18 protein-coding genes are annotated in these 23054 nt (G+C 57.5%); 10 read left to right on the top strand and 8 right to left on the bottom strand.

The features are described 5' to 3' along the window. Positions 1-150 precede the first annotated feature (150 nt). Complete coding sequence (locus tag QMX84_RS21410; protein WP_282364724.1) at positions 151-2268, top strand: TonB-dependent receptor; 2118 nt, start codon at positions 151-153, stop codon at positions 2266-2268. Between the two features lie 39 nt (positions 2269-2307). On the opposite strand, the gene QMX84_RS21405 is transcribed toward QMX84_RS21410, so the two are convergent. From QMX84_RS21405 to QMX84_RS21380, 6 genes are all read right to left on the bottom strand, one after another. Further along, positions 2308-3105, bottom strand: coding sequence for a DsbA family protein (locus QMX84_RS21405; RefSeq protein WP_282364723.1), 798 nt, complete (start codon positions 3103-3105; stop codon positions 2308-2310). Positions 3106-3141: 36 nt separating this feature from the next. Further along, positions 3142-4626: a TolC family protein gene (locus QMX84_RS21400; RefSeq protein WP_282364722.1), complete on the bottom strand. Its 1485-nt coding sequence runs from the start codon at positions 4624-4626 to the stop codon at positions 3142-3144. Next, entirely contained in the window at positions 4583-6532 is a 1950-nt protein-coding gene (locus tag QMX84_RS21395; RefSeq protein ID WP_282364721.1) for a MacB family efflux pump subunit, read from the bottom strand. The genes QMX84_RS21400 and QMX84_RS21395 overlap by 44 nt, the downstream gene beginning before the upstream one ends. Next, complete coding sequence (locus tag QMX84_RS21390) at positions 6532-7605, bottom strand: efflux RND transporter periplasmic adaptor subunit (protein ID WP_282364720.1); 1074 nt, start codon at positions 7603-7605, stop codon at positions 6532-6534. The genes QMX84_RS21395 and QMX84_RS21390 overlap by 1 nt, the downstream gene beginning before the upstream one ends. 1164 nt (positions 7606-8769) lie before the next feature. Then, positions 8770-9852: an AI-2E family transporter gene (locus QMX84_RS21385; RefSeq protein WP_153373226.1), complete on the bottom strand. Its 1083-nt coding sequence runs from the start codon at positions 9850-9852 to the stop codon at positions 8770-8772. A gap of 137 nt (positions 9853-9989) precedes the next feature. Further along, positions 9990-10736, bottom strand: a complete 747-nt coding sequence (locus QMX84_RS21380) for a FadR/GntR family transcriptional regulator (protein ID WP_153335679.1) — start codon at positions 10734-10736, stop codon at positions 9990-9992. Positions 10737-11196: 460 nt separating this feature from the next. Here QMX84_RS21380 and QMX84_RS21375 point away from each other — a divergent pair, with 460 nt between their 5' ends. From QMX84_RS21375 to yegQ, 8 genes are all read left to right on the top strand, one after another. Further along, positions 11197-12465 carry an OprD family porin gene (locus QMX84_RS21375; protein ID WP_282364719.1) on the top strand — a complete coding sequence of 423 codons (1269 nt, stop codon included), beginning with the start codon at positions 11197-11199 and terminating at the stop codon, positions 12463-12465. Positions 12466-12647: 182 nt separating this feature from the next. Beyond that, on the top strand, positions 12648-13475 hold the full coding sequence (locus QMX84_RS21370) for an NAD(P)-dependent oxidoreductase (RefSeq protein WP_282364718.1): 828 nt from the start codon (positions 12648-12650) through the stop codon (positions 13473-13475). 27 nt (positions 13476-13502) lie between these two features. Next, positions 13503-14390 (top strand): SMP-30/gluconolactonase/LRE family protein, encoded by an 888-nt coding sequence (locus QMX84_RS21365; RefSeq protein WP_282364717.1) that lies wholly within the window; start codon positions 13503-13505, stop codon positions 14388-14390. 59 nt (positions 14391-14449) lie between these two features. Next, positions 14450-15433 (top strand): TRAP transporter substrate-binding protein, encoded by a 984-nt coding sequence (locus QMX84_RS21360; RefSeq protein WP_048368564.1) that lies wholly within the window; start codon positions 14450-14452, stop codon positions 15431-15433. 63 nt (positions 15434-15496) lie between these two features. Then, complete coding sequence (locus tag QMX84_RS21355) at positions 15497-16024, top strand: TRAP transporter small permease (protein ID WP_048387721.1); 528 nt, start codon at positions 15497-15499, stop codon at positions 16022-16024. Then, on the top strand, positions 16025-17305 hold the full coding sequence (locus QMX84_RS21350) for a TRAP transporter large permease (RefSeq protein ID WP_048368566.1): 1281 nt from the start codon (positions 16025-16027) through the stop codon (positions 17303-17305). Between the two features lie 113 nt (positions 17306-17418). Further along, a complete protein-coding gene (locus QMX84_RS21345; protein ID WP_123750399.1) occupies positions 17419-18333 on the top strand; it encodes a DMT family transporter in 915 nt (304 codons plus the stop codon). 84 nt (positions 18334-18417) lie between these two features. Beyond that, entirely contained in the window at positions 18418-19758 is a 1341-nt protein-coding gene (yegQ, locus tag QMX84_RS21340; RefSeq protein ID WP_282364716.1) for a tRNA 5-hydroxyuridine modification protein YegQ, read from the top strand. 76 nt (positions 19759-19834) lie between these two features. Here the strand turns inward: yegQ and QMX84_RS21335 are convergent, their stop codons facing one another. Together QMX84_RS21335 and htpG are read right to left on the bottom strand one after the other, a co-directional pair. Beyond that, positions 19835-20563 carry a dienelactone hydrolase family protein gene (locus tag QMX84_RS21335; protein ID WP_153335672.1) on the bottom strand — a complete coding sequence of 243 codons (729 nt, stop codon included), beginning with the start codon at positions 20561-20563 and terminating at the stop codon, positions 19835-19837. A 59-nt stretch (positions 20564-20622) separates the two neighbouring features. Beyond that, positions 20623-22527, bottom strand: coding sequence for a molecular chaperone HtpG (gene htpG, locus QMX84_RS21330; RefSeq protein WP_278941071.1), 1905 nt, complete (start codon positions 22525-22527; stop codon positions 20623-20625). Between the two features lie 221 nt (positions 22528-22748). Here htpG and QMX84_RS21325 point away from each other — a divergent pair, with 221 nt between their 5' ends. Beyond that, positions 22749-23003, top strand: a complete 255-nt coding sequence (locus tag QMX84_RS21325; RefSeq protein WP_048391680.1) for a hypothetical protein — start codon at positions 22749-22751, stop codon at positions 23001-23003. The last annotated feature ends 51 nt before the right edge of the window (positions 23004-23054 follow it).

The raw sequence follows: 23054 nt of genomic DNA, 5'->3' as shown, positions 1-23054 counted from the left end.
AGCTTGCCTCGCGATCTTTTAAAGATCAAAAGATCGCGAGGCAAGCTCGCTCCTACAGTTAGGTGGGGCTGTGATTGTCTGACAGTTGCGAGTGATTACGGGCTTGTATAGGCTGGCGCGCCGCCCGCCTATCGTCCTGGAATGCCTGTAATGCGATCTGCCTTGTCTTCGTTTCTGCCTTTGGCGCTTGTCTGCGCTGCGCCCGCTTATGCTGACCCGCTGGAGTTGGGTGAGGTTCAGGTTCGCAGTGAGGAAAGCAGCGACCTGCAAGCTGCCCAGGAGGCGCTCAAGCAGGTGCCCGGCGCCAGCAATGTGATCGACATGAACGCGGTTGAACAGGGCCGCGTCGCGACCAACAGTGATGTGCTGGCGTATCAACCCGGCGTGTATGCCCAATCAGGCGGCAATGAAGGCACCAAGGTCTCGGTGCGTGGTTCGGGCATCAACCGTGCGCCCGGCGCCCACGGCTCGGGCCTGTATGTGATGTTTGATGGCCTGCCGCTGACCGGCCCCGGCGGTACGCCCTATGAGCTGTTCGAGCCGCTGTGGTTGAGCCGCGCAGAGGTATTGCGCGGAGCCAATGGTTTTGATGTCGGCGCGCTGGCCCTTGGCGGCTCGATCAATTACGTCACCCACACCGGCTATGACGCCGCGCCCCTGCAAGTACGCTACGAAACGGGCAGTTACGGCTACCAGAAACGCCAGATCAGTTCCGGGCAAGTATTGGGCGATCTGGACTACTACGTATCGCTCAACGACGCTGAGACCAACGGCTATCAAGACCACACGTCAGGCAACAGCAAAGGCTTCGCTGCCACGGTCGGTTACCGTTTCAGCCCGCAACTGGAAACACGCTTCTACCTGCGTTACCGCGAAACCGATAACGAACTTGCAGGCCGGGTCACCAAAGAACAAATCAAGCATCACCCACGCGCTGCCAATCCGGCGTATGTGAGCGGCGACTACACGCGCCCACAACCCGGCAGCACGTGGCTGGGCAACAAAACCACGATGTACCTGGACGACGATTCACAGTTGGAAGTCGGGCTGGTGTACCACGATTACCCCATGGACCTTCGTGAGGGACCTAACCGGCTGAAGGTTGCCTACACCGATGTCAGCGGCACCTTGAACTACAAGCGCCGCGACACCTTGTTTGGCCTTGAAAGCAAAACCACGGTGGGTCTGCGCAGCAGCAAGCATTTGCCCAACAGCGGCGCATCGGAATACGTGCGCATCCCGCGCGGCAATACCGCCAGCTATGCGCCGGGCACCAAAATGCGCGATTTCAGTTATCAGGGTTCGGACAGCGTGCTGCACGCCAGCAATGACCTGGAGCTGATGCCCGACCTGTGGCTGACCACGGGCATGGCGCTGATCTATACCCGCCGAGAAAGCGAGGTGAGCTACCCCGACAGCGGCGGCAAAGTCAGCCGCCATGATTGGGATTACGCGCCGCGCCTGGGCTTGCGCTATGAGTTCAACCCGCACTTGCAGGTGTACGGCAACCTCAGTCGCTCGGTTGAGCCGCCGCACCCGTGGTCGATGATCTGGAGTTCGCCGTACGTATTCACGGTGGGCAGCGGCCCGGCTACCGGGCGCCAAAGCACCCCGATTGCCATGCAGAACCAGACCGCGACCACCCTTGAGCTGGGCACGCGGGGCGACTCGGGGATCGGCCAATGGGATCTGGCCTGGTACTACTCGGCCGTGCGCCATGAACTGCTGACGGTTGAGCTGCAAGCCGCCACGGCGGACCTGGCACCGATTGTCGGCGAGTCCAACGCCAGCCCGACCGTGCACCAAGGGATTGAAGCCGGGCTCAATAGCCGTTTGTGGGAGCGCGATGGCGTGGGCAGCGTGTCGTTGCGTCAAGCCTACACCTTCAGCGACTTCCATTACCGCGATGACTCGCACTTTGGTGACAACCGTTTACCGGGTATCCCACAGCACTACTACCAGGCTGAAGTGCGTTATGACCACCCGCAAGGCTTCTACGCGGGGGTCAACACCCAAGTGGCCTCACGCATGGCGGTGGACTATGCCAACACCTACTACGCGTCGTCTTACACGCTGTGGGGCGCGACGCTGGGCTACGCCTCCCCCAAGCGCGACTGGCAGACCTGGATCGACCTGCGCAACCTCACCGGCGAGCGCTACGCCGCCACGGTGACGCCGGGCTACGACGACAAAGGCCAGGACGCCGCCCGCTCCACCCCCGGCGAGGGCCGGGGCGCCTACGTCGGGGTTTCGTACAGCTTTCGTTAGTCTGCGGGCCCGCCGTCCGGGCCCAATCCCTTCGTAAACTTATTTAGGTGCTGCGGCTTTGACAATCGCGGCCGTGAGTACATCCTCTGTCACCAACCCCGGTAACACCGAGATGGTTGATTTGGATGCGCCGGTGGTCGGCATCACCATAAACATAGGTGTTCCTTGTACCCCCAACTCCTGGGCTAAATCCTGAGTACTCTTTATTGCAGCCGCCATGTCTTTAACTATCTGTGGGGCCGGGACTGCAATACCGTTGTTTTGCATCACGTGTTTAATATCGTCTTCGGTTAACTTGCCTTCATTGTGGCCGGTGGCATAAATACCATCGTGGTATTTCAGGTAGGCCTCGCTTCCCTGAGTTTTCCAAATAGCCAAGCCCATTTCAGCCGCCTGAGCAGACGCTGGCCAGTTGGCGCCAAAAATAGGGAACTCTTTGAAGACATAACGCACCTGCGGCTGTTTCTTCATGACAGCATCCAGCACCGGAAAAGATTTCGCACAGTAGATGCACTGATAATCAAAGAACTCGACGACTGACACGCTGCCATCCGGTTTTCCCACCACAGGCGTCGAAGGGTCGTGAAGCAAACTCGACAAATTCTTCAAAATGCCTGCCGCTCTTTTTTCCTGCAAGGCGTCGTCTTGTTGTTTTTTTAAGTTCTGGGCGGCATCCATTAAAAATTCCGGATGGTCCACCAGGTACTGCGCCGCCACCTTACCAATGTCTTCACGTTGTTCTGCCGTGAATGAACTCTCATCTTTGGCGATCACAGCCCCACTGCACAATAACGACCCCAGGAGTAATGCAAATGACCAAGAACTGTGCTTATTCATTGTGTTTTCCTTTTCTGGCGAGTTGAACTATCGGGATTAAGGTGTACGGGTTATGACTTGGTAATCACCGCCCAGGGCGGCATACAGTTGTGCTGCATTTTGTTTTCTGGCCAACGTGTTCTGCAGTAATGACAGTTCGGCCTGACGCCGTGTTGCCTGCGCATCCAGCCACGGTTGAATATCGGTTTCGCCCACTTGCCATCTAACCTGTGACAAACGCTCGGCTTCTCGCGAGAGCACGACGTATTGGCGCAAGTACTGTTCCTGAATAATCAGTTGCTGACGTGCTGACAGAGCATCTTCGGTGTTCTTTAAGGCGGTATATAAGGTTTTCTTGAAACTGATGACCGCTGAGTCATAGGCCAGACGTGAACTTTGCACGCTCAACCGGAACGTATTGAATTGGATAAAAGGCAAGGTCACAGCAGCTGACACAGCCGCCACCGGATTGATCAGGTACTGGGTCAAAGTCGGACTGGAGGTGCCCAGACTGCCGGTCAAAGCCAATGTCGGGTAAAAACTGAGCTTGGTGGCCTGCACACTGGCCAGGTAACTGCGTACCCGCAGCTCTGCGGCATGCACATCCGGGCGCCGCGCCAGCAACTCTGCGGGAATTCCCGCCTGCGGTACCGGAAGCGGTGTGCTCAACAAATCTTCGAGTTCTGGAAACGCTTCCTCAGGGGTCGCCCCCATGATCAGGGCAAAAGCGCTCCGGGCCTCAATCAGGGTCTGCCTGCTTTGGGCCACCGAGACTTGCTGTGACACAAGTGCCTGCTGCGCGAACACCATGTCGGTGCGACTGGTTGCGCCCGTCTCGTAGCGCACCGAGGCTAATTTGAGGGTGGTACGGGCTTCATTCAGGTCGGTTAAAGCGTTGCTCATGACCCGGTTCAAAAAACCTAATTGCCACCATAGTTGTGCGACTGACACCTGCAGGGTAATGCGTGCCGCGTTCCAGTCGGCTTCGCTGGCCTGCGCATTGATATCGGCAGCCTCCTGTTGCGCCGCCTGGTTACCCCATAGATCCACCTGATAATTGACCCCAAGGCCCAGCCCGGCAGAACTGGACGTGGTCGGCGGGTACCCCCCTTGTGCCGTCAAGTTGCGCGACTGTCCGGCAGTGGCCCCAAGCGACACCCCTGGCCAGGCGTTGGTAGCAACCAGTGCGGCCTGCACCCTGGCCAATTTAACTTGCAGGCTGGCCAGCTTGATGTCGTCGTTGTCGCGCATGGCTTGCAGCAAAATGCCAGGTAATTGCGGATCGCCCAAAGACTGCCAGAAGCCGGTACGGCCTTGGCTTGCCACCTCAAGCGCTTCAGCATATTGCCAGCGTGGCGGTACAGCGGGCGGCTCGGCTTCAGGGATGTGCAACCAAGAGCATCCTGACAGCACCAGCGCCGCCAACCCACCCCATAACTTCAACGAATGGGCCGTTGCCCCGCGTATCAGGGCACAAGCACGAGGCACTACGGGTCGGCTACTCACGGGTGAGTGCCTGCGCCGGGTCAAGCCGGGCCGCATTGCGAGCCGGGAGCCAGCCTGACAGCAAGCCCACAATCACGGCGCAACTGACGGCGATAAGTAACGTCTGCATCGAAAAAATCATGCGCCATTGCCGGGTAAACAAAGACAGCCCCCAACCCAGCGCGAACGACAACACGATCCCGACCAGCGATCCCACCAGGCAGACAATGATTGCCTCCGTCAGAAACTGCCGCCGAATATCCCGCTGCCGGGCCCCCACCGCCATGCGGATGCCCGTCTCTTTGGTGCGCTCCACCACACACACCAGCATGATGTTCATCACCCCGATGCCGCCCACCACCAACGAGACCAAGGCAATCAGCGACAAAAAGAGGGTCAGGGCAAAACTGGTTTTACTTAGCGACTGCGCAAACGCATCGGAGTTACGGACGTAGAAGTCCTGTCGCCCGTGCAAGCGTGTGAGTACGTGCTGGATCGCCTTTTCGACGCTCGCAGTCGATGCCTGGTCATCAAGATGCACGGCGATGGTGTTGAACCAGCTCTGCCCGAGCAGCCGATAACCTGCGGTGGTCCACGGCATCCACAAGCTCAGCACATTGTCGGAAAATAGCGATTGGCTACGGACCACGCCCACGACCACACACGGCAACATGCCAACGATAATCACCTGCCCCACTGGCGATACGGTGGGGGCGAACAGCTTTTTTCGCAGGTTGTCATCAATCACCACCACTTGCGACTGACGCTCGATGTCCTGGGGCAATAACCCGCGGCCACTGACCAGTGCCAGATTATTGAGCCTCAAGGCGCTGTCGCTGACGCCGTTGACCGCGGCATTGGTATCGACCCGCTGCCAGCGGATGCGCAACGATGTGGTGATAGCAGGCGACACCTGTTTCACCCCCGGCAGGGTGGCCAGTGCCGCCAGGTCACGGCGGACCAATGAGCGTATTCCGGCGGCGCGGTCATCCCCGATCTCACGCCCCGGGTACACGGTCATGACATTGCTGCCCAGCGTATTGAGATTGCTCAGCACGTATTGCCTGGCCCCCTCGCCCGCAGCATTGAGCGACACCACTGAAGCGATGCCAATCACAATGCCGAGCAAAGTAAGGCAGGTGCGCAACCGATGCGCGCTCAGTGAGTGCCAGGCGCTCCACACGGCATCCTGCCAGCTGGACAGCCAGGCATACTGCGCGGGCTTGAGCCGGGGCGGCATATCGGGCACAGCGGCCGACACGGGGTGCACCGCCTCATTGCGGGTGTCGGCAATGATCGCACCGTCCTCCAGCTGGATAATGCGCCCGGCATAGCGGGCAATCCGCGGGTCATGGGTAATCAGGATGACCGTGTGCCCCTGACGGTGTAAGGCCTGGAGATGAAGCAGTACGTCCTGACCATTCTGGCTATCGAGTGCGCCCGTGGGCTCATCCGCCAAAATAATATCCCCGCCATTCATCAGCGCCCGGCCAATGCTGACCCGCTGCTGTTGCCCGCCTGACAACTGAGTGACGTTTTGCCCAGCGAAGCGGGACAACCCCAGCAGTTGCAGAAAATGCAGTGCTCGCGCGTGGCAATCAGACCGCCCGATATGGGCATAAATGGCCGGGACGGCGATATTTTCCAAAACCGTCAGCGAAGGGATCAGGTGATAGCGCTGAAAGATAAACCCCAACCGCTCCCGGCGCAGTTGAGCCCTGGCATCGCTGTTGAGTTGCGCAACGTCCTGTCCGTCAATGCAATAGCGCCCGGAACTGGGTTGATCAAGGCAACCCAATATATTCATCAGGGTCGATTTGCCCGACCCTGATGGCCCCATAATCGCCACCATCTCACCCGCATAGAGCGTCAGGTTAATGTCCTTCAGCACCGCAACCGAGTCCGTGCCTGCCTGAAAATAGCGGCATACATTGGCCAGACGGAGCAACGGTTGGCGTTCCATTACGGCGTCCTTGGCCAATCATCGCCAGGCAAGACGACCTGCTCGCCCTCTGTTAACCCGTCCAGCACCTGAATGCTGAACGCATTATCGATGCCCGTTTTCACCTCGCGCAGCTCTGTTTTTCCTTGGGGGGTGAGTACCTTGACTTGATAACGGCCATCCGGCCCGGCACGGCCCAAAGCGGTCAGCGGAATCACCAAGGCATCGTCAGCCTGTGCAATCTGCACTGAAACCTGCGCGGTCATGTCGGGGTGCAACGCCGCGATGGGGTTGGCCACATCGAACAGAGCGTTGAAAAACAGCGCGTTATTGATTTTTTCCGGGGCGGGCTCGATTGTTTTCAGAACACTGCAATAGCGTGTGTGCGTGCCACTTAGCGTGGTGAAACACGCCGGCAACCCCACCCGCATGCGATCAATATCGGCTTCGGGTATTTGCGCGCGTACGGTCATGGTGCTCAAGTCGGCGATTTGCAAAATCACAGGCACTTCATAAGACGCCGCCACGGTTTGCCCTTCTTGAGTGGACACCGACACCACCGTGCCGCTGACAGGGGCCAAAATCCGCGTATAGCCCAGATTGGCCTGGGCCGTGCTGACCTGAATATGCTGTTGATGAATTTGCGCATCGACCACCGCCAATTGCGCTTGTTGCGCTTGCAGATCCGCTTCGGCCGACTCCACAGACTGCGGTGCTACCGCGTTTTCTTGGGCCATGGCCTGATTGCGGCGCAGCGCCAGCCGTGCCCGCTTGACCTGTGCGGCGGCCGAAAGCTTTTGCGCGGCCAGGCTGCCTAACGCCACTTGTGCATCCAGCAGGGCATTTTTGGACAAGGTCGAATCGATTTCAGCGACTAACTGACCTTGTTCCACGTGATCACCGGGATGCACCAACAGCCTTTTGAGTTGACCGGACGCTTGCGAGCCGACATCCACTTTGCGAATAGGTTGAAGTACACCAATGGCCAATACCGACTCTTCGACGGTTTGACGTATGACTGTGGCGGTTAAAAGAGGGTGGTCTGGCGTGGACGTTGCACTGCAGTACCAAACAATGACGCCCGCCAGACCCATTATGACTCCCCCGGTTAGTGCTATTTTTTTTAAGCGACAGGTATTGGATAGCATCCGGGGTTATTCCTGTGCAACCATTGAAAAATACAGCTAGACAACTGTTCAGCATACTTAGAAAATTCCTGCTCACTCACCAACGAAGTGCATAACCCAGAATAAACGACATATAAAATACGCCTCCGTAATCCTCGAAGGAGGTGTATTTCTTATATTTCCAGTGGGGTACAGCCAATAGCAATCAACCCGGTTTGAGCCATTGCGCTGTCGCAGCACAAAGGCGCTGTGCATGAAGTCGCAGTAGAACAGTTCACTCCTATCGCAGTACCAAGTCTCACACCAAGAGAAGCTAAAAAGGCATCCAATATCGGATTATTGGGTATAGGAGTGACCGCCGTTGCCGAGCAACAATACATAGCACCCGTCCCACATGTATTATCAACAGCAAAACCAACCGTACTCGTCAGCGCCAACACGACACCAAGCACACAACCACGAACCTTCGTTGTTAAATTGCGCATCACACACCTCCAAAGAAACAAAAAAAGCGTGCTTATAACTCATTGTTCAGCGCACGCTCAGTGCAGTTTTTCAATCATGTTCAGTACGACTTTATGCAGAACACCCTCCTTAGAAGCCAAAACTCCTATCCAAATGAATTGAATAACTCAGAAACACCCACCTATTAACATCACTAAACACTCCAATTAATTGCCATAAAAACCCAAGCACACTTACCCACTCATCAAGAGCAAGCGCACTGGCGCCCCCCCTTTCAAGCATTAAAAAACGATAGATAAACAACAGCATTAAAACAACTATAGCCACAACCTGACATTGTCAAACTTGATCATGTATAAAATTTAATCTTTTTAAACACCACTTATCGGATACACCCCATTACACACCTATATGTAACGTCACCTTTACAACGCACTCATTCAATTAGCGATTACAAACCCTGGACTTCACACACTTTTATCTAAGACGCGCAGATCATCTGGCAACCACATAGCATCGACACCCAAAAAGCGCTGGGTGTCGATGTCAGGTTTTTAAAAGTTCATGCAGCCTTAAGGGGTATGCGCCAGCCACCACACGTTGCGCCGGATGCAGCGCTGGCACTGGCTACGAATAAAGCCAAGGCAGGATGCCCTACAGCTTTCGCTAGTCGAGCGTGATTTTGTCAGCGGGCAAGCGGACCTTGCGCCGGGTGCCGCTGAACAACCCCCAGCTCGACAGGAACAGGGCGGCGATCAATGGTCCGATGACAAAGCCATTGAGGCCGAAAATCGCCATGCCGCCCAAGGTCGAAATCAGGATCAGGAAGTCCGGCATTTTCGTGTCTTTGCCCACCAGGATCGGGCGCAATACGTTGTCGACCATGCCGATCACGAAGACGCCGAACAGCGCCAGCACCACGCCTTGCCAGATCATCCCGGTGGTCAGGAAGTAAATCGCCACTGGCGCCCAGACAATGCCCGCCCCGACGGCAGGCAACAAGGACAGGAACATCATCAGCACCGCCCAAAACAGCGAACTCTGAATGCCCAGGATCCAGAAGATCACCCCGCCCAGCGCGCCCTGCACTACAGCCACCGCCAAATTGCCTTTGACTGAAGCCCTGACCACGCGACGCAATTTGATTTGCAACAGGCGCTTGTGCTGTTCAGCCATGGGCACCGCGTTGCGGATCAAACGCACCATGGCCTGGCCGTCACGAATAAAGAAATACAACAGGTAGAGCATGATGAAAAAGCTCACCACCAGCTCAAAGGTGCTCTGACCAAAGTTGAACACCTGGGTGGCAAAGAACTGACTGCCTTCAAGCGCGCCCTTGGAAATCTTGTCGCTGACGCCTTCAATGCTTCTCAAGCCCAGCCGGTCGAGCCATTCAATGACCTGATGGGGCAAGCTGCTTTGCAGTTGGGCGATGTAGCCGGCAACGTTGATCTTGCCGCTTTGCACATCGCTATAAAGGGTGGCCACTTCTTGCACCAGCAGGATCGTGGTGAAAATCACCGGCAGAATCGCGATCAGGGTGCAGGCTGTGAGCGTGGTAAAGGTGGCCAGGTTACGCCGACCTTTGAACTTGAGGAGTAACTTGCGCTGCAAGGGCGCAAACAGAATACCCAGCGCCACCGCCCAAAAAATCGCCCCATAGAACGGCAGCAAAATCCAGATAAAGGCAACGGTGACGAAGGCCAGAAGCAGGAGCAGGGTTTTACGTTGCAGACTTGTTTCGTTCATACGCCTTCCATGTCAATAAAACCTGTAGCCGCTGCCGAAGGCTGCGATGGGCTGCGTAGCGGCCCTGCTTCTTGAAAAAGCGAAGGTCCTGCGGCCCTTATCGCAGCCTTCGGCAGCGGCTACAGGTGGAGTCAAATTTAGCCCTGCGCCTCTGCCTCTTCATGCGCATGGCGCAGGCGTTCGCGGCTGTTGGTCAGGTGCAAGCGCATGGCCGCACGGGCGGCGTCGGAGTCCTGGCGGGCAATGGCAGCGTAGATTTCTTCGTGTTCACGGCCCAGGCGGCTCATGTACTGGGCCTGATCATCATGGGCCAGGCTCGCCGAGTTGAGGCGGGTGCGCGGGATAATGCTGGTGCCCAGGTGGTTCATGATGTCGGTGAAATAGCGGTTGCCGGTGGCCAGCGCAATCTGCAGGTGAAACTGGAAGTCCGACGCCACGGCATCACCGTTACGCGCGGTGTTTTCGTTAAGCGCATCCAGGGCGGCACGCATGGCGGCCAACTGCTCCGGGGTGCGACGCTGCGCGGCCAGACCGGCCGACTCGACTTCCAGGCTGATACGCAACTCCAGAATCGCCAGCACGTCGCGCAAGGTCACCACGGTGGCCGGGTCGATACGAAAGCCGCTCGGGCTCGGCGTGTCCAGCACAAACGTGCCGATACCATGGCGCGTCTCGACTTGCCCTGCCGCCTGCAAACGGGAGATCGCCTCGCGCACCACAGTGCGGCTGACGCCATGGGCTTCCATGATCGCGGACTCGGTGGGCAGCTTGTCGCCGCGCTTGAGCAAACCGTCGCGAATTTGCTCGGACAGCACCGTCACCAATTCCTGCGCGAGGCTACGGCGTTTGCGAGGAAGGCGTGGAACGTCAGTGGGGTTTTCCATGGTCAACATTTATCTCGGGGTCTAAGTGCGAACTGCAAGTTATCGCATGATAGCTCATGGCGGTTGTACGATCACCCTTCGCCAGTGAGTTCAGCCACCCCCTGCCCCGATGAAACCCTGATTTGTTTGCTTGACCCTGCATTGACAAAGGCCGCCGAAGGTGTAAATAATCCGACAAAGTTGTACGACAACGGATAACACAACAATAATAATCAGGGAATTCCGTATGACCGCACTCTCTCGCGTTACGCCCCTCGCATACCCCGGTCGAGCCCGATTGCACACGGGCCGATTGCCTGCCGCTTTTGCTGAAGGTCTGTCTGCAGCAAAAGACTCAGCCGCCACAACGGCTTGAGTCAGCGCCCTGACACCAGGGCAACACACACACCGCCTTCACATTGCAGGCCGCTTCTGTCGGTCACGTGAGGACGGCTTTGTCAAAAATGGGAGCACAACAATAATGAGATCTCACAACACCCGTTCATTGATTCTTATGGGGCTGGGCAGCATGTCGTTTACGCTGCCACTGACAGGCATGGCAGAAGGGTTCTTCGACGACACCAAAGCAACCCTTACTCTGCGTAACGCGTACATCAACCGCAACTACACCAACCCGGACTACCCCAATAGCCGCGCCCCGCAAAGCAAGGCCGAAGAATGGACGCAAAACTTCATTCTGGACGTCAAGTCCGGCTTTACCCAAGGTTCCGTCGGTTTCGGGGTGGACGTGCTGGGGATGTACTCGCAGAAACTTGATGGCGGTAAAGGCACCGCAGGTACGCAGTTGCTGCCGACCGGCAGTGATGGCGAACCGGCCAAGAATTTCGGGCGCCTGGGTGTGGCGGCCAAAGCCAAGTTCTCGAACACTGAACTGAAAGTCGGCGAGTGGATGCCGGTGCTGCCGATTTTGCGCTCGGATGATGGTCGCTCACTGCCTCAGACCTTTCGCGGTGCTCAGATCACCTCTAAAGAAATCGCCAACCTGAACCTTTACGGCGGGCAGTTCCGCGCCAACAGCCCACGTAATGACGCGAGCATGGAAGACATGTCGCTCAACGGCAAAGGCGCCTTCACATCAGACCGCTTCAATTTTGCTGGTGGTGATTACACCTTCAATGAAAAGCGCACCCAGGTCGGCGCCTGGTATGCCGAACTGGAAAACATCTACCAGCAGCAATTCCTCAACCTGATCCACAGCCAGCCAGTGGGCGATGTCACCCTGGGCGCGAACCTCGGTTACTTCTGGGGCAAGGAAGACGGCAGCAAACGTGCCGGTGAACTGGACAACAAAACCGCATCAGCCCTGCTCTCGGCCAAATACAAAGGCAACACCCTGTATGTCGGCCTGCAAAGAGTGTACGGCGACGACGGCTGGTTCCGCGTCAACGGCACCAGCGGCGGCACCCTGGCCAACGACAGTTACAACTCCAGCTATGACCTGGCCAAGGAACGTTCCTGGCAAGTGCGCCACGACCTTGATTTCGCCGTACTTGGGGTCCCGGGTCTGACCATGATGAACCGCTATATCAGCGGCAGTAACATCCACACCGCTACCACCACTGACGGCAAAGAGTGGGGCCGCGAATCGGAACTGGCCTACACCGTGCAAAGCGGCACCCTCAAGGACCTGACAGTGCGCTGGCGTAACGCGAGCATCCGTCGCGACTACAGCGCTCATGAATTTGACGAGAACCGTATCTTTATCAGCTACCCGCTGTCGTTGTTGTAACCCGCCCGCTTGTCTCGTGATCAGTTTAAAGATCACGAGGCAAGCTCGCTCCTGCAAAGGGTTGAGGCGTAATGATGGCACTTGGCAAAATCGCGCATTGACAACACCGGCAAGGGCTGTGAATAATCCAAACCAAGTCATACGACAACAGATGACATTAATAAGAAATGCAGGGGTCCTTGATGACTAACACTCGTACTGTCCAAACTCCCTTCAATCGCCTTCTCCTCACCGGTGCCGCGGGTGGTTTGGGGAAGGTGCTGCGCGAAACCCTCAAGCCTTATGCCAAGGTGCTGCGACTGTCTGATATTGCGCCAATGGCCTGCGCAGCCGACAGCCATGAAGAAACCATCGTGTGTGACCTCGCCGACAAACAGGCCGTGCACCAGTTGGTCGAAGGCGTGGACGCCATCCTGCATTTTGGCGGTGTATCGGTTGAACGCCCTTTTGAAGAAATTCTCGGCCCCAACATCAGCGGCGTGTTTCATATTTACGAAGCGGCGCGTCGACACGGGGTCAAGCGTGTGGTGTTTGCCAGCTCTAACCATGTCATCGGTTTTTACCAGCAAAACCAGACACTCGATGCCCGCTCCCCTCGCCGCCCCGACGGTTACTACGGGCTGTCGAAGTCGTATGGCGAAGACATGGCGACCTTTTATTTCGACCGTTATGGCATTGAAACCGTCAGCATCCGCATCGGCTCTTCCTTCCCCGAACCGCAAAACCGCCGAATGATGCACACCTGGCTCAGCTTTGCCGACCTCACGCAGTTGCTCGAACGCGCGCTCTACACGCCGAATGTCGGGCATACCGTGGTCTATGGCGCCTCGAACAATTTGAACGTGTGGTGGGACAACCGCTATGCGGCGCACTTGGGTTTTGCCCCCAAGGACACCTCAGAGATTTACCGCGACAAGGTTGAAGCCCAACCCATGCCGCCCGCCGATGACCCCAGCAGAATTTATCAAGGCGGTGCCTTTGTGGCGGCCGGCCCTTTTGGCGACGAATAAGAACAATAACGACAGGGATCAAGCCGCATGACTGCCGAACTGATTCTCGACGCACGCAATGCCACGGGTGAAAGCCCGGTCTGGAGTGTTGCCGAACAAGCGCTGTACTGGGTTGATATCCCGGCCCGGCGCCTGCACCGCTGGCAGGCCGCCGATGGCTTCAGCCAAAGCTGGGAAGCCCCGCAAATGCTCGCGTGTATAGCCCGAGGCCGCGATGGCCACTGGATTGGCGCAATGGAAAGCGGCGTGTTCACCCTCACGCCCCAGGCCGATGGCCGCCTGAGTACCCGCCTGTTAAGCAGCGTGAACCACGCTCAAGCGGGCATGCGTTTCAATGATGGTCGCTGTGATCGCCAGGGCCGCTTCTGGGCCGGCACCATGCTGCTGGACATGGCCGCAGGGGTGCCCGTCGGTGCGATGTATTGCTATGAAGCCGGGCAACACGAGCCTCTGAAACCGCAGTTGACCGGGTTTATCGTGCCTAACGGCCTGGCGTTCAGCCCGGACGGCCTGACGATGTACCTCTCGGACTCGCACCCGGACGTGCAAAAGATCTGGGCCTTCGATTACGACATCGACACGGCCACCCCACATAACCGCCGCCTGTTTGTCGACATGACACAACATCCCGGCCGCCCAGATGGCGCCGCTGTCGACGCCGACGGCTGCTACTGGATTTGCGGCAACGATGCCGGGTTGATTCACCGGTTTACCCCCGAAGGCAAACTTGACCGCTCGCTGGCCGTCCCGATCAAGAAGCCGGCGATGTGCGCCTTTGGCGGCGCGAATCTGGACACCCTGTTCGTCACCTCGATTCGCCCCGCAGGCGACCTCAGTGACCAACCTTTGGCGGGCGGCGTATTTGCCCTTAACCCTGGTGTTAAAGGGCTGGCGGAGCCCGCGTACACAAGCTGACTGTTTAATCCTGCTGATCCAGAACCTTTAAATAACAAAAACAATATGTGGAGTGACCCATGGATTTCAAACGCACCTTACTCATTGCTGCATTGCCGCTTGCCTTCTGCCTGTCGGGCGTAGCCCAGGCCGAAATCAAGATCAAATTCGCTGAAGTTCACCCGGTCGGCTATCCGCCGGTAGTGGCTGAACAAGAGATGGGCAAAAAGCTGGCGGCGCAAAGCAACGGCGACATTTCGTTCAAGATGTTTGCCGGTGGCGTGCTCGGTTCCGAGAAAGAAGTGGTTGAACAGTTGCAGTCTGGCGCCGTGCAAATGACCCGTGTCAGCCTCGGCATCCTGGGCCCGGTGGTGCCGGAAACCAATGCCTTCAACCTGCCTTTCGTGTTCCGCGATCAAGCGCACATGCGCAAAATCATCGACGGCGAAATCGGCCAGGAGATGCTCGACAAAATCACTAACTCCGACTTCAACATGGTCGCTCTGGCGTGGATGGACGGCGGTACCCGCAACCTCTACACCAAAAAACCCGTACGCGAGATAGCCGACCTCAAAGGCATGAAGATCCGCGTGCAAGGCAACCCGGTGTTTATCGACACCATCAATGACATGGGCGGTAACGGCATTGCCATGGCCACCGGCGAGATCTTCAGCGCCCTGCAGACGGGCGTGATTGATGGCGCCGAAAACAACCCGCCGACGTTCCTTGAACACAACCACTATCAGAACGCCAAGTACTTCACCTGGACTGACCATTTGATCCTGCCGGAACCCATCGTGATTGCCAAAACCACGTGGAACAAGCTCAACCCTGAGCAACAGGCACTGGTGCAGAAACTGGCCCGCGAAGCGCAGATGGAAGAGCGCGTGATCTGGGATAAAAAGTCGGCCGAGAGTGAAGCCAAACTCAAAACCGCCGGTGTGGAGTTCATCACTCTCACCCCGGACCAGAAAAAAGCCTTCTACGACGCCACCCAACCGGTTCGTGACAAATACGGCGCCAATTACAAAGAGCTGATCTCGCGTATCGAAGCTGTTCAGTAAGCCTGTCCGATAACGCCGCGGTGGCGGGCGCTAGCCCGTTCACCGCCACAGGGGTGAGCCTCCATGAAAAATGCCGTGCTGCGTTTTAACGACTTTCTGTACAGGGTCTGTATTGCGATCGCCGGGTTGTCGGTGTTGACCATGACCCTGATCATCCCTTGGGGCATTTTCGCCCGTTACGTGCTGGGCTCAGGGTCCAGCTGGCCAGAACCCACCGCCATTTTGTTGATGGTGGTGTTTACCTTCTTCGGTGCGGCAGCCAGCTATCGCGCAGGCGCACACATGGCCGTGGCCATGGCGGTTGAGCGCATGCCGCTGCACGTGCGCAAACCGGTGGCGGTGCTGGTGCAAATCCTGATGGTCATCGTCTGCCTGTTCATGGCGGTCAAGGGCTTCAAACTCTGCGCCACCACCTGGAACCAATTTCTCGGCGAAATGCCGTCCATGCGGGTCGGCATTTCGTACCTGCCCATCCCCATCGGCGGCTTGATCACGCTGATCTTTGTCCTGGAAAAGCTCTTCCTGGGCGACCAGAGCCACCGCCGTGTTGTGCGGTTCGACATCGTAGAAGCCAGCGAAGAGGCCGTATAAATGGACGCTTTGGTACTGTTGGGCAGCTTTGTTGCGCTGATTCTGATTGGCATGCCAGTGGCTTACGCGCTGGGCCTGTCGGCGTTGATCGGCGCCTGGTGGATTGAAATTCCGTTCGACGCGCTGATGATTCAAGTGGCCGGCGGCGTGAACAAATTCTCGCTGCTGGCGATCCCGTTCTTCGTTCTGGCGGGCGCGATCATGGCCGAAGGCGGCATGTCGCGTCGGCTGGTCGCCTTCGCCGGGGTGCTGGTGGGCTTTGTGCGCGGCGGCCTGTCGCTGGTCAACATCGTGGCCTCGACCTTCTTTGGCGCCATCTCGGGCTCGTCGGTGGCCGACACCGCCTCGGTGGGGTCAGTGTTGATCCCGGAAATGGAGCGTGCGGGCTACCCTCGCGAGTTCTCTACGGCGGTGACGGTCAGCGGCTCGGTACAGGCCCTGCTCACCCCGCCGAGCCACAACTCGGTGCTGTACTCGCTGGCGGCCGGTGGCACGGTGTCAATTGCTTCGCTGTTTATGGCCGGGATCATGCCGGGGCTGTTGCTCAGTGCGGTGATGATGGGCCTGTGCATGATCTTTGCGCGCAAGCGCAACTACCCCAAGGGCGAAGTGATCCCGCTGAAAAAGGCCCTGAAAATCGCCGGTGACGCGCTGTGGGGGCTGATGGCCATGGTCATCATCCTGGGCGGTATTTTGTCGGGGATTTTTACGGCCACCGAGTCGGCGGCCATTGCGGTGCTTTGGTCGTTCTTCGTGACCATGTTTATCTACCGCGACTACAAGTGGCGCGACCTGCCCAAGTTGATGCACCGGGCGGTACGGACGATTTCCATCGTGATGATCCTGATCGGTTTTGCCGCCAGCTTCGGTTACATCCTGACGCTGATGGAAATCCCGATGAAAATCACCACGGCGTTCCTGACCCTGTCGGATAACCGCTACGTGATCCTGATGTGCATCAACGTCATGTTGTTGCTGCTGGGCACGGTGATGGACATGGCGCCGCTGATTTTGATCCTGACGCCGATTTTGCTGCCGGTGATCATCGGTATCGGCGTTGATCCGGTGCACTTCGGCATGATCATGCTGGTGAACCTGGGCATCGGGCTGATTACCCCGCCGGTAGGTGCCGTGCTGTTTGTCGGTGCGGCGGTGGGCAAAGTCACGATTGAAAGCACCGTTAAAGCTCTGCTGCCGTTCTACCTGGCGTTGTTCGGCGTGCTGATGCTGGTGACCTACGTACCGGCCATCTCGCTGTGGCTGCCAAGCCTGGTGTTGTAACCCCGCCCTCTGTAGGAGGGAGCTTGTCTCGCGATCTTTTGATCCTTTAAAAGATCGCGAGGCAAGCTCGCTCCTACAGTGCGTATTTATCCAGCCAAGGAGGCTGGTTGCTTATGTCTGCTCCTGCTCTGTTTCCCCGTCATGTTGCGGTGTTGATTCTGGTGCTGCTGGCCTGTGCCTTTGCCGGGAACCACATCGCTGCGCGTATTGCTTTCGACCACGACACCGGCCTGTTGCTGGCGATTCTGTGCCGCGCCGGGGTCACCTTGCTGGTGCTGACGGCCCTGGTGGTCTGGCAACGCGAACGGCCTCGCCTGACCGCTGCCAACTGGCGCTGGCAACTGTTGCTGGGCCTGTTGATTGCAGCGCAAAGCTTTTTTCTCTATTCAGCGGTGGCGCGCATTCCCGTCGCGCTGGCGTTGCTGATCGGCAATATGGCGCCGATTCTGCTGGTGTTGCTGACATGGGCGCTGGGCGGCGCTGCGCCTACCCGCCGCGCAGCCCTGCTGATGGGCCTGATCATGTGCGGCCTGGTGTTTGCGCTGGACGTGCCCGAGCGTCTGGCCAATCAGGGCAGCACCGAGGCGCAATGGCTGGAAGGTATTCTGTTTGGCTTTGGTGCCGCCTCGGTGTTCGCCTGTGCGCTGTGGATCACCGATCACAAATTGTCGAGCCTGCGCGGCTCCGTGCGCAGCATGCTGACCATGCTGATTGTGTTCAGCGCCGCCACACTGGCCGGGATCAGCGGCGTGCTGCCCGGTGGCGTGTCGTTGCCCAGTTCGTCCACCGGCTGGACCGCCCTCGCCTGCCTGGTCACCTTGTATGGCTTCGGGTTCTGCTTGCTGTTTATCTGCATGACGCGCTTGAACATGGCGCAAAACGCCCCGGTGATGAACGTTGAGCCCGTGGCGAGCCTGCTGTTTGGCTGGCTGATCTTGGAGCAGGTGCTCAGTAATGGCCAGGTGATCGGCGGGCTGATTGTGGTCGCCGGGATCGTCATGCTGGCCTTGCAACGCACGGCGCGGTAAGCCAGGTTCGGGTTTTTAGATCCAGATCAATAAGTGCGCCCAAAGGCTCGACTACCATCGCGCCTTTTTGCGAAAGACCCGACCATGCGCCTTGCTCCACCCGAACTCCTCGCCCCTGCGGGCACCCTGAAAAACATGCGCTACGCCTTCGCCTATGGCGCGGACGCGGTTTACGCTGGCCAGCCGCGTTACAGCTTGCGGGTGCGCAACAACGAGTTTGACCACGACAACCTGGCCATCGGCATTCGCGAGGCCCAGGCCCAAGGCAAACGCTTTTACGTGGTGGTCAACATCGCCCCGCACAACGCCAAGCTGCGCACCTTCCTCAAGGACCTGGAGCCGGTGATTGCCATGGGCCCGGATGCGCTGATCATGTCCGACCCCGGGCTGATCATGCTGGTGCGCCAGCACTTCGCGCAGATGCCGATTCATTTGTCGGTGCAGGCCAACACGGTGAACTGGGCCAGTGTTGAGTTTTGGCGCCAGCAAGGCTTGAGCCGGATTATTCTGTCCCGCGAGCTGTCGCTGGAAGAGATCGAAGAAATCCGTCTGCAGGTGCCGGACATGGAGCTTGAGATTTTCGTCCATGGTGCGTTGTGCATGGCCTACTCCGGCCGTTGCCTGCTGTCCGGCTACATGAACAAGCGCGACGCCAATCAAGGCAGTTGCACCAACGCGTGTCGCTGGAAGTACGAAGCCAAGCCCGCCACAGAAAACGAACTGGGCAATGTGGTGAAAGTGGTTGAGCCGACCCTCGGCCGGGGCGCGCCGACCGACGAAGTGTTTGTGCTGCACGAAAGCAACCGCCCGGACGAATCCATGTCGGCATTCGAGGACGAGCACGGCACCTACATCATGAACTCCAAAGACCTGCGCGCGGTGCAACACGTGGCTCGCCTGACAGAGATGGGCGTGCATTCGCTGAAGATTGAGGGGCGGACCAAGTCGCACTTTTACTGTGCGCGGGCGACGCAGGTCTACCGCAAGGCGATTGATGATGCGGTGGCCGGCCGTGAGTTCGACCGCAACTTGATGAATGATCTGGAGTCATTGGCGCAGCGCGGCTACACCGAAGGCTTTTTGCGTCGGCATGTGCATGACGAATACCAGAATTATCTGCACGGCAGTTCTCTGTCACACCGCCAGCAGTTTGTCGGTGAGTTGACCGGCGAGCGACGCAAAGGCCTGGCCGAGGTCAAAGTCAAAAACCGTTTTGCCGTGGGCGATCACCTGGAGTTGATGACTCCACGCGGCAATTACCACTTTGACCTGGACCAATTGCATAACACGGCAGGATTGCCGATCGAAGTCGCGCCGGGTGATGGGCACACGGTTTACTTGCCGATCCCCGAACAGGTGGACCTGAGCTATGCCCTGCTGATGCGTGATTTGACGGTGAGCGAAAGCCTAGAGAGAGCGCTGTAAACCTGTAGTCGCTGCCGCAGGCTGCGATCTTTTAAAGATCAAAAGAACGCAGCCTGCGGCAGTTCCTACAGACTATTTAGCCCTTGAACACTTCATCCAGCAGGTTGTGCATGGCGGTGAAGGCGCGGTGCGCGGTCTTGGCGTCGTACATCATTTTGCCGGGTACGTTGGCGTGCGGGTCGGTGAACGAATGCACTGCGCCGCCATAGCTGGTCAACTGCCAGTCCACTGCGGCCGCATTCATCTCGGCTTCAAAAGCCGGCAATTGCTCATGGGGCACCAACGGGTCTGACGCACCGTGCAGCACCAAAACAGAGCCGGTGATGTTGTTGGCGTCTGCCGGGTTTGGCGTATCCAGCGAGCCATGGAACGACACCGCAGCCTTGAGCGCAGCGCCATCACGGGCCAGTTCCAGCGAACAACACCCACCAAAGCAGAAACCAAAGGTCGCCAATTGCTGGCTATCGACCTTGGCCTCAGTTTGCTCTTTGAGCACCGCGTAGGCCGCCTGCATGCGCTTGCGCAGCAAGGCACGGTCATTTTTCAGCGGCATCATGGCAGCGCCGGCTTCATCACCGTTGGCGGGACGAACGCCTTGGCCGTACAGGTCCGCAATCAGCACCACATAGCCTTGTTCAGCGACCTTTTTGGCGATGTCCTCGGCCCCTGCGCTGACGCCCATCCAGTTCGGTGCCATCAGCAAACCCGGCAGCGACTCTTCGCGGCTTGGGTCATACGCCAGGCGGCTTTCGTAAGCTTGGCCATCGATTTGATAGACCACAGAACTGACCGTAATTGATTTCATTAAAAACTCCCGAATTCAAAGCAAAAAAAACCCGCCGAAGCGGGTTTTTTATAGACGTGTTACACGGACAACTCAACTAACAACTTATTTAGGCGACGGACATACGCCGCCGGATCTTTGAGGCTGTCACCAGCCGCCAGGGCAGCCTGGTCGAAGAGGATGTGCGACAGGTCGTCAAAACGCTCTTCGCTCTGCTCCGCATCCAGTTTTTCGATCAGCGGGTGAGCCGGGTTGAATTCAAAGATCGGCTTGGAGTCCGGCACTTTCTGACCGCTGGCTTCAAGGATCTGGCGCATTTGCAGGCCCAGGTCTTGTTCACCAATCGCCAGAATGGCTGGCGAATCGGTCAGGCGGTGCGAAACACGCACTTCGCTGACGCTTTCACCCAGCGCAGTCTTGATGCGCTCAACCAGACCTTCTTTGGCCTTGGCCACTTCTTCTGCGGCTTTTTTGTCCTCTTCGGAGTCCAGGTTGCCCAGATCGAGATCACCGCGCGCCACGTCAACAAAGCTCTTGCCGTCGAACTCGGTCAGGTAGCTCATCAGCCACTCGTCGATACGGTCGGTCAGCAGCAGCACTTCGATGCCTTTCTTGCGGAAGACTTCCAGGTGCGGGCTGTTTTTGACCTGAGCGTAAGTTTCGCCGGTCAGGTAGTAGATCTTGTCCTGGCCTTCTTTGGCACGTGCCAGGTACTCGGCCAGAGAAACCGTTTGCTCTCCGTCATCACCGTGGGTCGACGCAAAGCGCAGCAGACCGGCGATTTTTTCTTTGTTGGCGAAATCTTCTGCCGGACCTTCTTTGATGACCTGGCCGAAGTTTTTCCAGAAGCCCTGGTATTTCTCTGGCTCGTTCTTCGCCAGTTTTTCCAGCATGTCCAGAACACGCTTGGTCAGCGCCGACTTCATGGAGTCGATGATCGGGTCTTTCTGCAGGATTTCACGCGACACGTTCAGCGACAGGTCGTTGGAATCAACCACACCTTTGATGAAGCGCAGGTACAGCGGCAGGAACGACTCAGCCTGATCCATCACGAATACGCGCTGTACATACAGCTTCAGGCCTTTAGGCGCTTCACGCTGGTACAGGTCGAACGGTGCACGGGCCGGAACATAGAGCAGCGAGCTGTATTCGAGCTTGCCTTCAACCTTGTTGTGGCTCCAGGCCAGCGGGTTCTCGTAGTCGTGGGCAATGTGCTTGTAGAACTCCTGATATTCCTCGTCCTTCACTTCAGTGCGAGGACGGGTCCACAGGGCGCTGGCGCGGTTAACGGTTTCCCATTCCAGTGCCGGTGCTTCTTCACCTTCGGCTGCGGCCTGCTCTTTAGGCAGTTCGATCGGCAAGGCGATGTGGTCGGAGTATTTTTTAATGATGTTGCGCAGGCGCCAGCCATCGGCGAACTCTTCGTCGCCAGACTTGAGGTGCAGAACGATCTTGGTGCCGCGAGAGGCTTTTTCGACGTTCTCAACTTCGAACTCGCCCTCGCCTTTGGAAGACCAGTGCACGCCTTCGCTGGCAGGTGTACCGGCGCGGCGGCTGTACACGTCAACTTTGTCAGCAACGATAAAGGCCGAGTAGAAGCCCACACCGAACTGGCCGATGAGGTTCGAGTCTTTCTTTTGATCGCCCGACAGGTTTTTCATGAAATCGGCGGTGCCGGACTTGGCAATCGTACCCAGGTGGGCGATCACGTCGTCACGGTTCATGCCAATACCGTTGTCTTCGAGGGTGACGGTTTTAGCGTCCTTGTCGAAGCTCACACGGATTTTAAGTTCGTCGCCGCCTTCCAGCAGTTCTGGTTTGGACAGCGCTTCAAAACGTAATTTGTCGACAGCATCAGAGGCGTTCGAGATCAATTCGCGAAGGAAGATTTCCTTGTTGGAATACAGCGAATGGATCATGAGGTGCAACAGTTGCTTGACCTCGGTCTGGAAGCCCAGGGTTTCCTTTTGAGTTTCCACGCTCATTGTTATCAAACTCCGATTAGATGGCATGAGCCACGCCCAAGAGGGTTAGCGGCGGGATGTGATGAAAGTTGGGGCCTGAACTCTGGATTTCAAGGCCTGACACTTTTTACCAATAGATTCTGTGCAATCGGCACTACTTATATATCTGCATGATGATGGAACTTAAGTACCGCGGGCTGGCTCAAACGCCCCGTAGAACTACTCACAAGGAGAAACATCCCATGCGTAATACCGTTGCTGTTGCCTTGATGCTGGCCGCTTCCCTGGGCCTTGCTGCTTGCGATAAAAAATCCGAAGACAAAGCCCAGGACGCTAATCAGCACGCAGAACAAGCTCAACAAAAAATGTCTGAAGCGCAAGACAAGGTAAACGACGCTGCTAAAGAGAACGCTGAGGCGGCTAAAGCCCAAGCTGAATCCAATGAAGCAGCAGCAAAAGAAGCCGCTCAGGATGCTCCAGCGGCTGAAAGCAAGTAATTCGCTGTAGCTGACCTTGTAGGAGCGAGCTTGCCTCGCGATCTTTTGATC

This window comes from Pseudomonas sp. PS01297 (genome assembly GCF_029959305.1).
GTDB lineage: Bacteria > Pseudomonadota > Gammaproteobacteria > Pseudomonadales > Pseudomonadaceae > Aquipseudomonas > Aquipseudomonas helleri.
The sequence above is the reverse complement of the archived record's forward strand: the minus strand, read 5'-3'. Positions and strand labels throughout refer to the sequence as shown.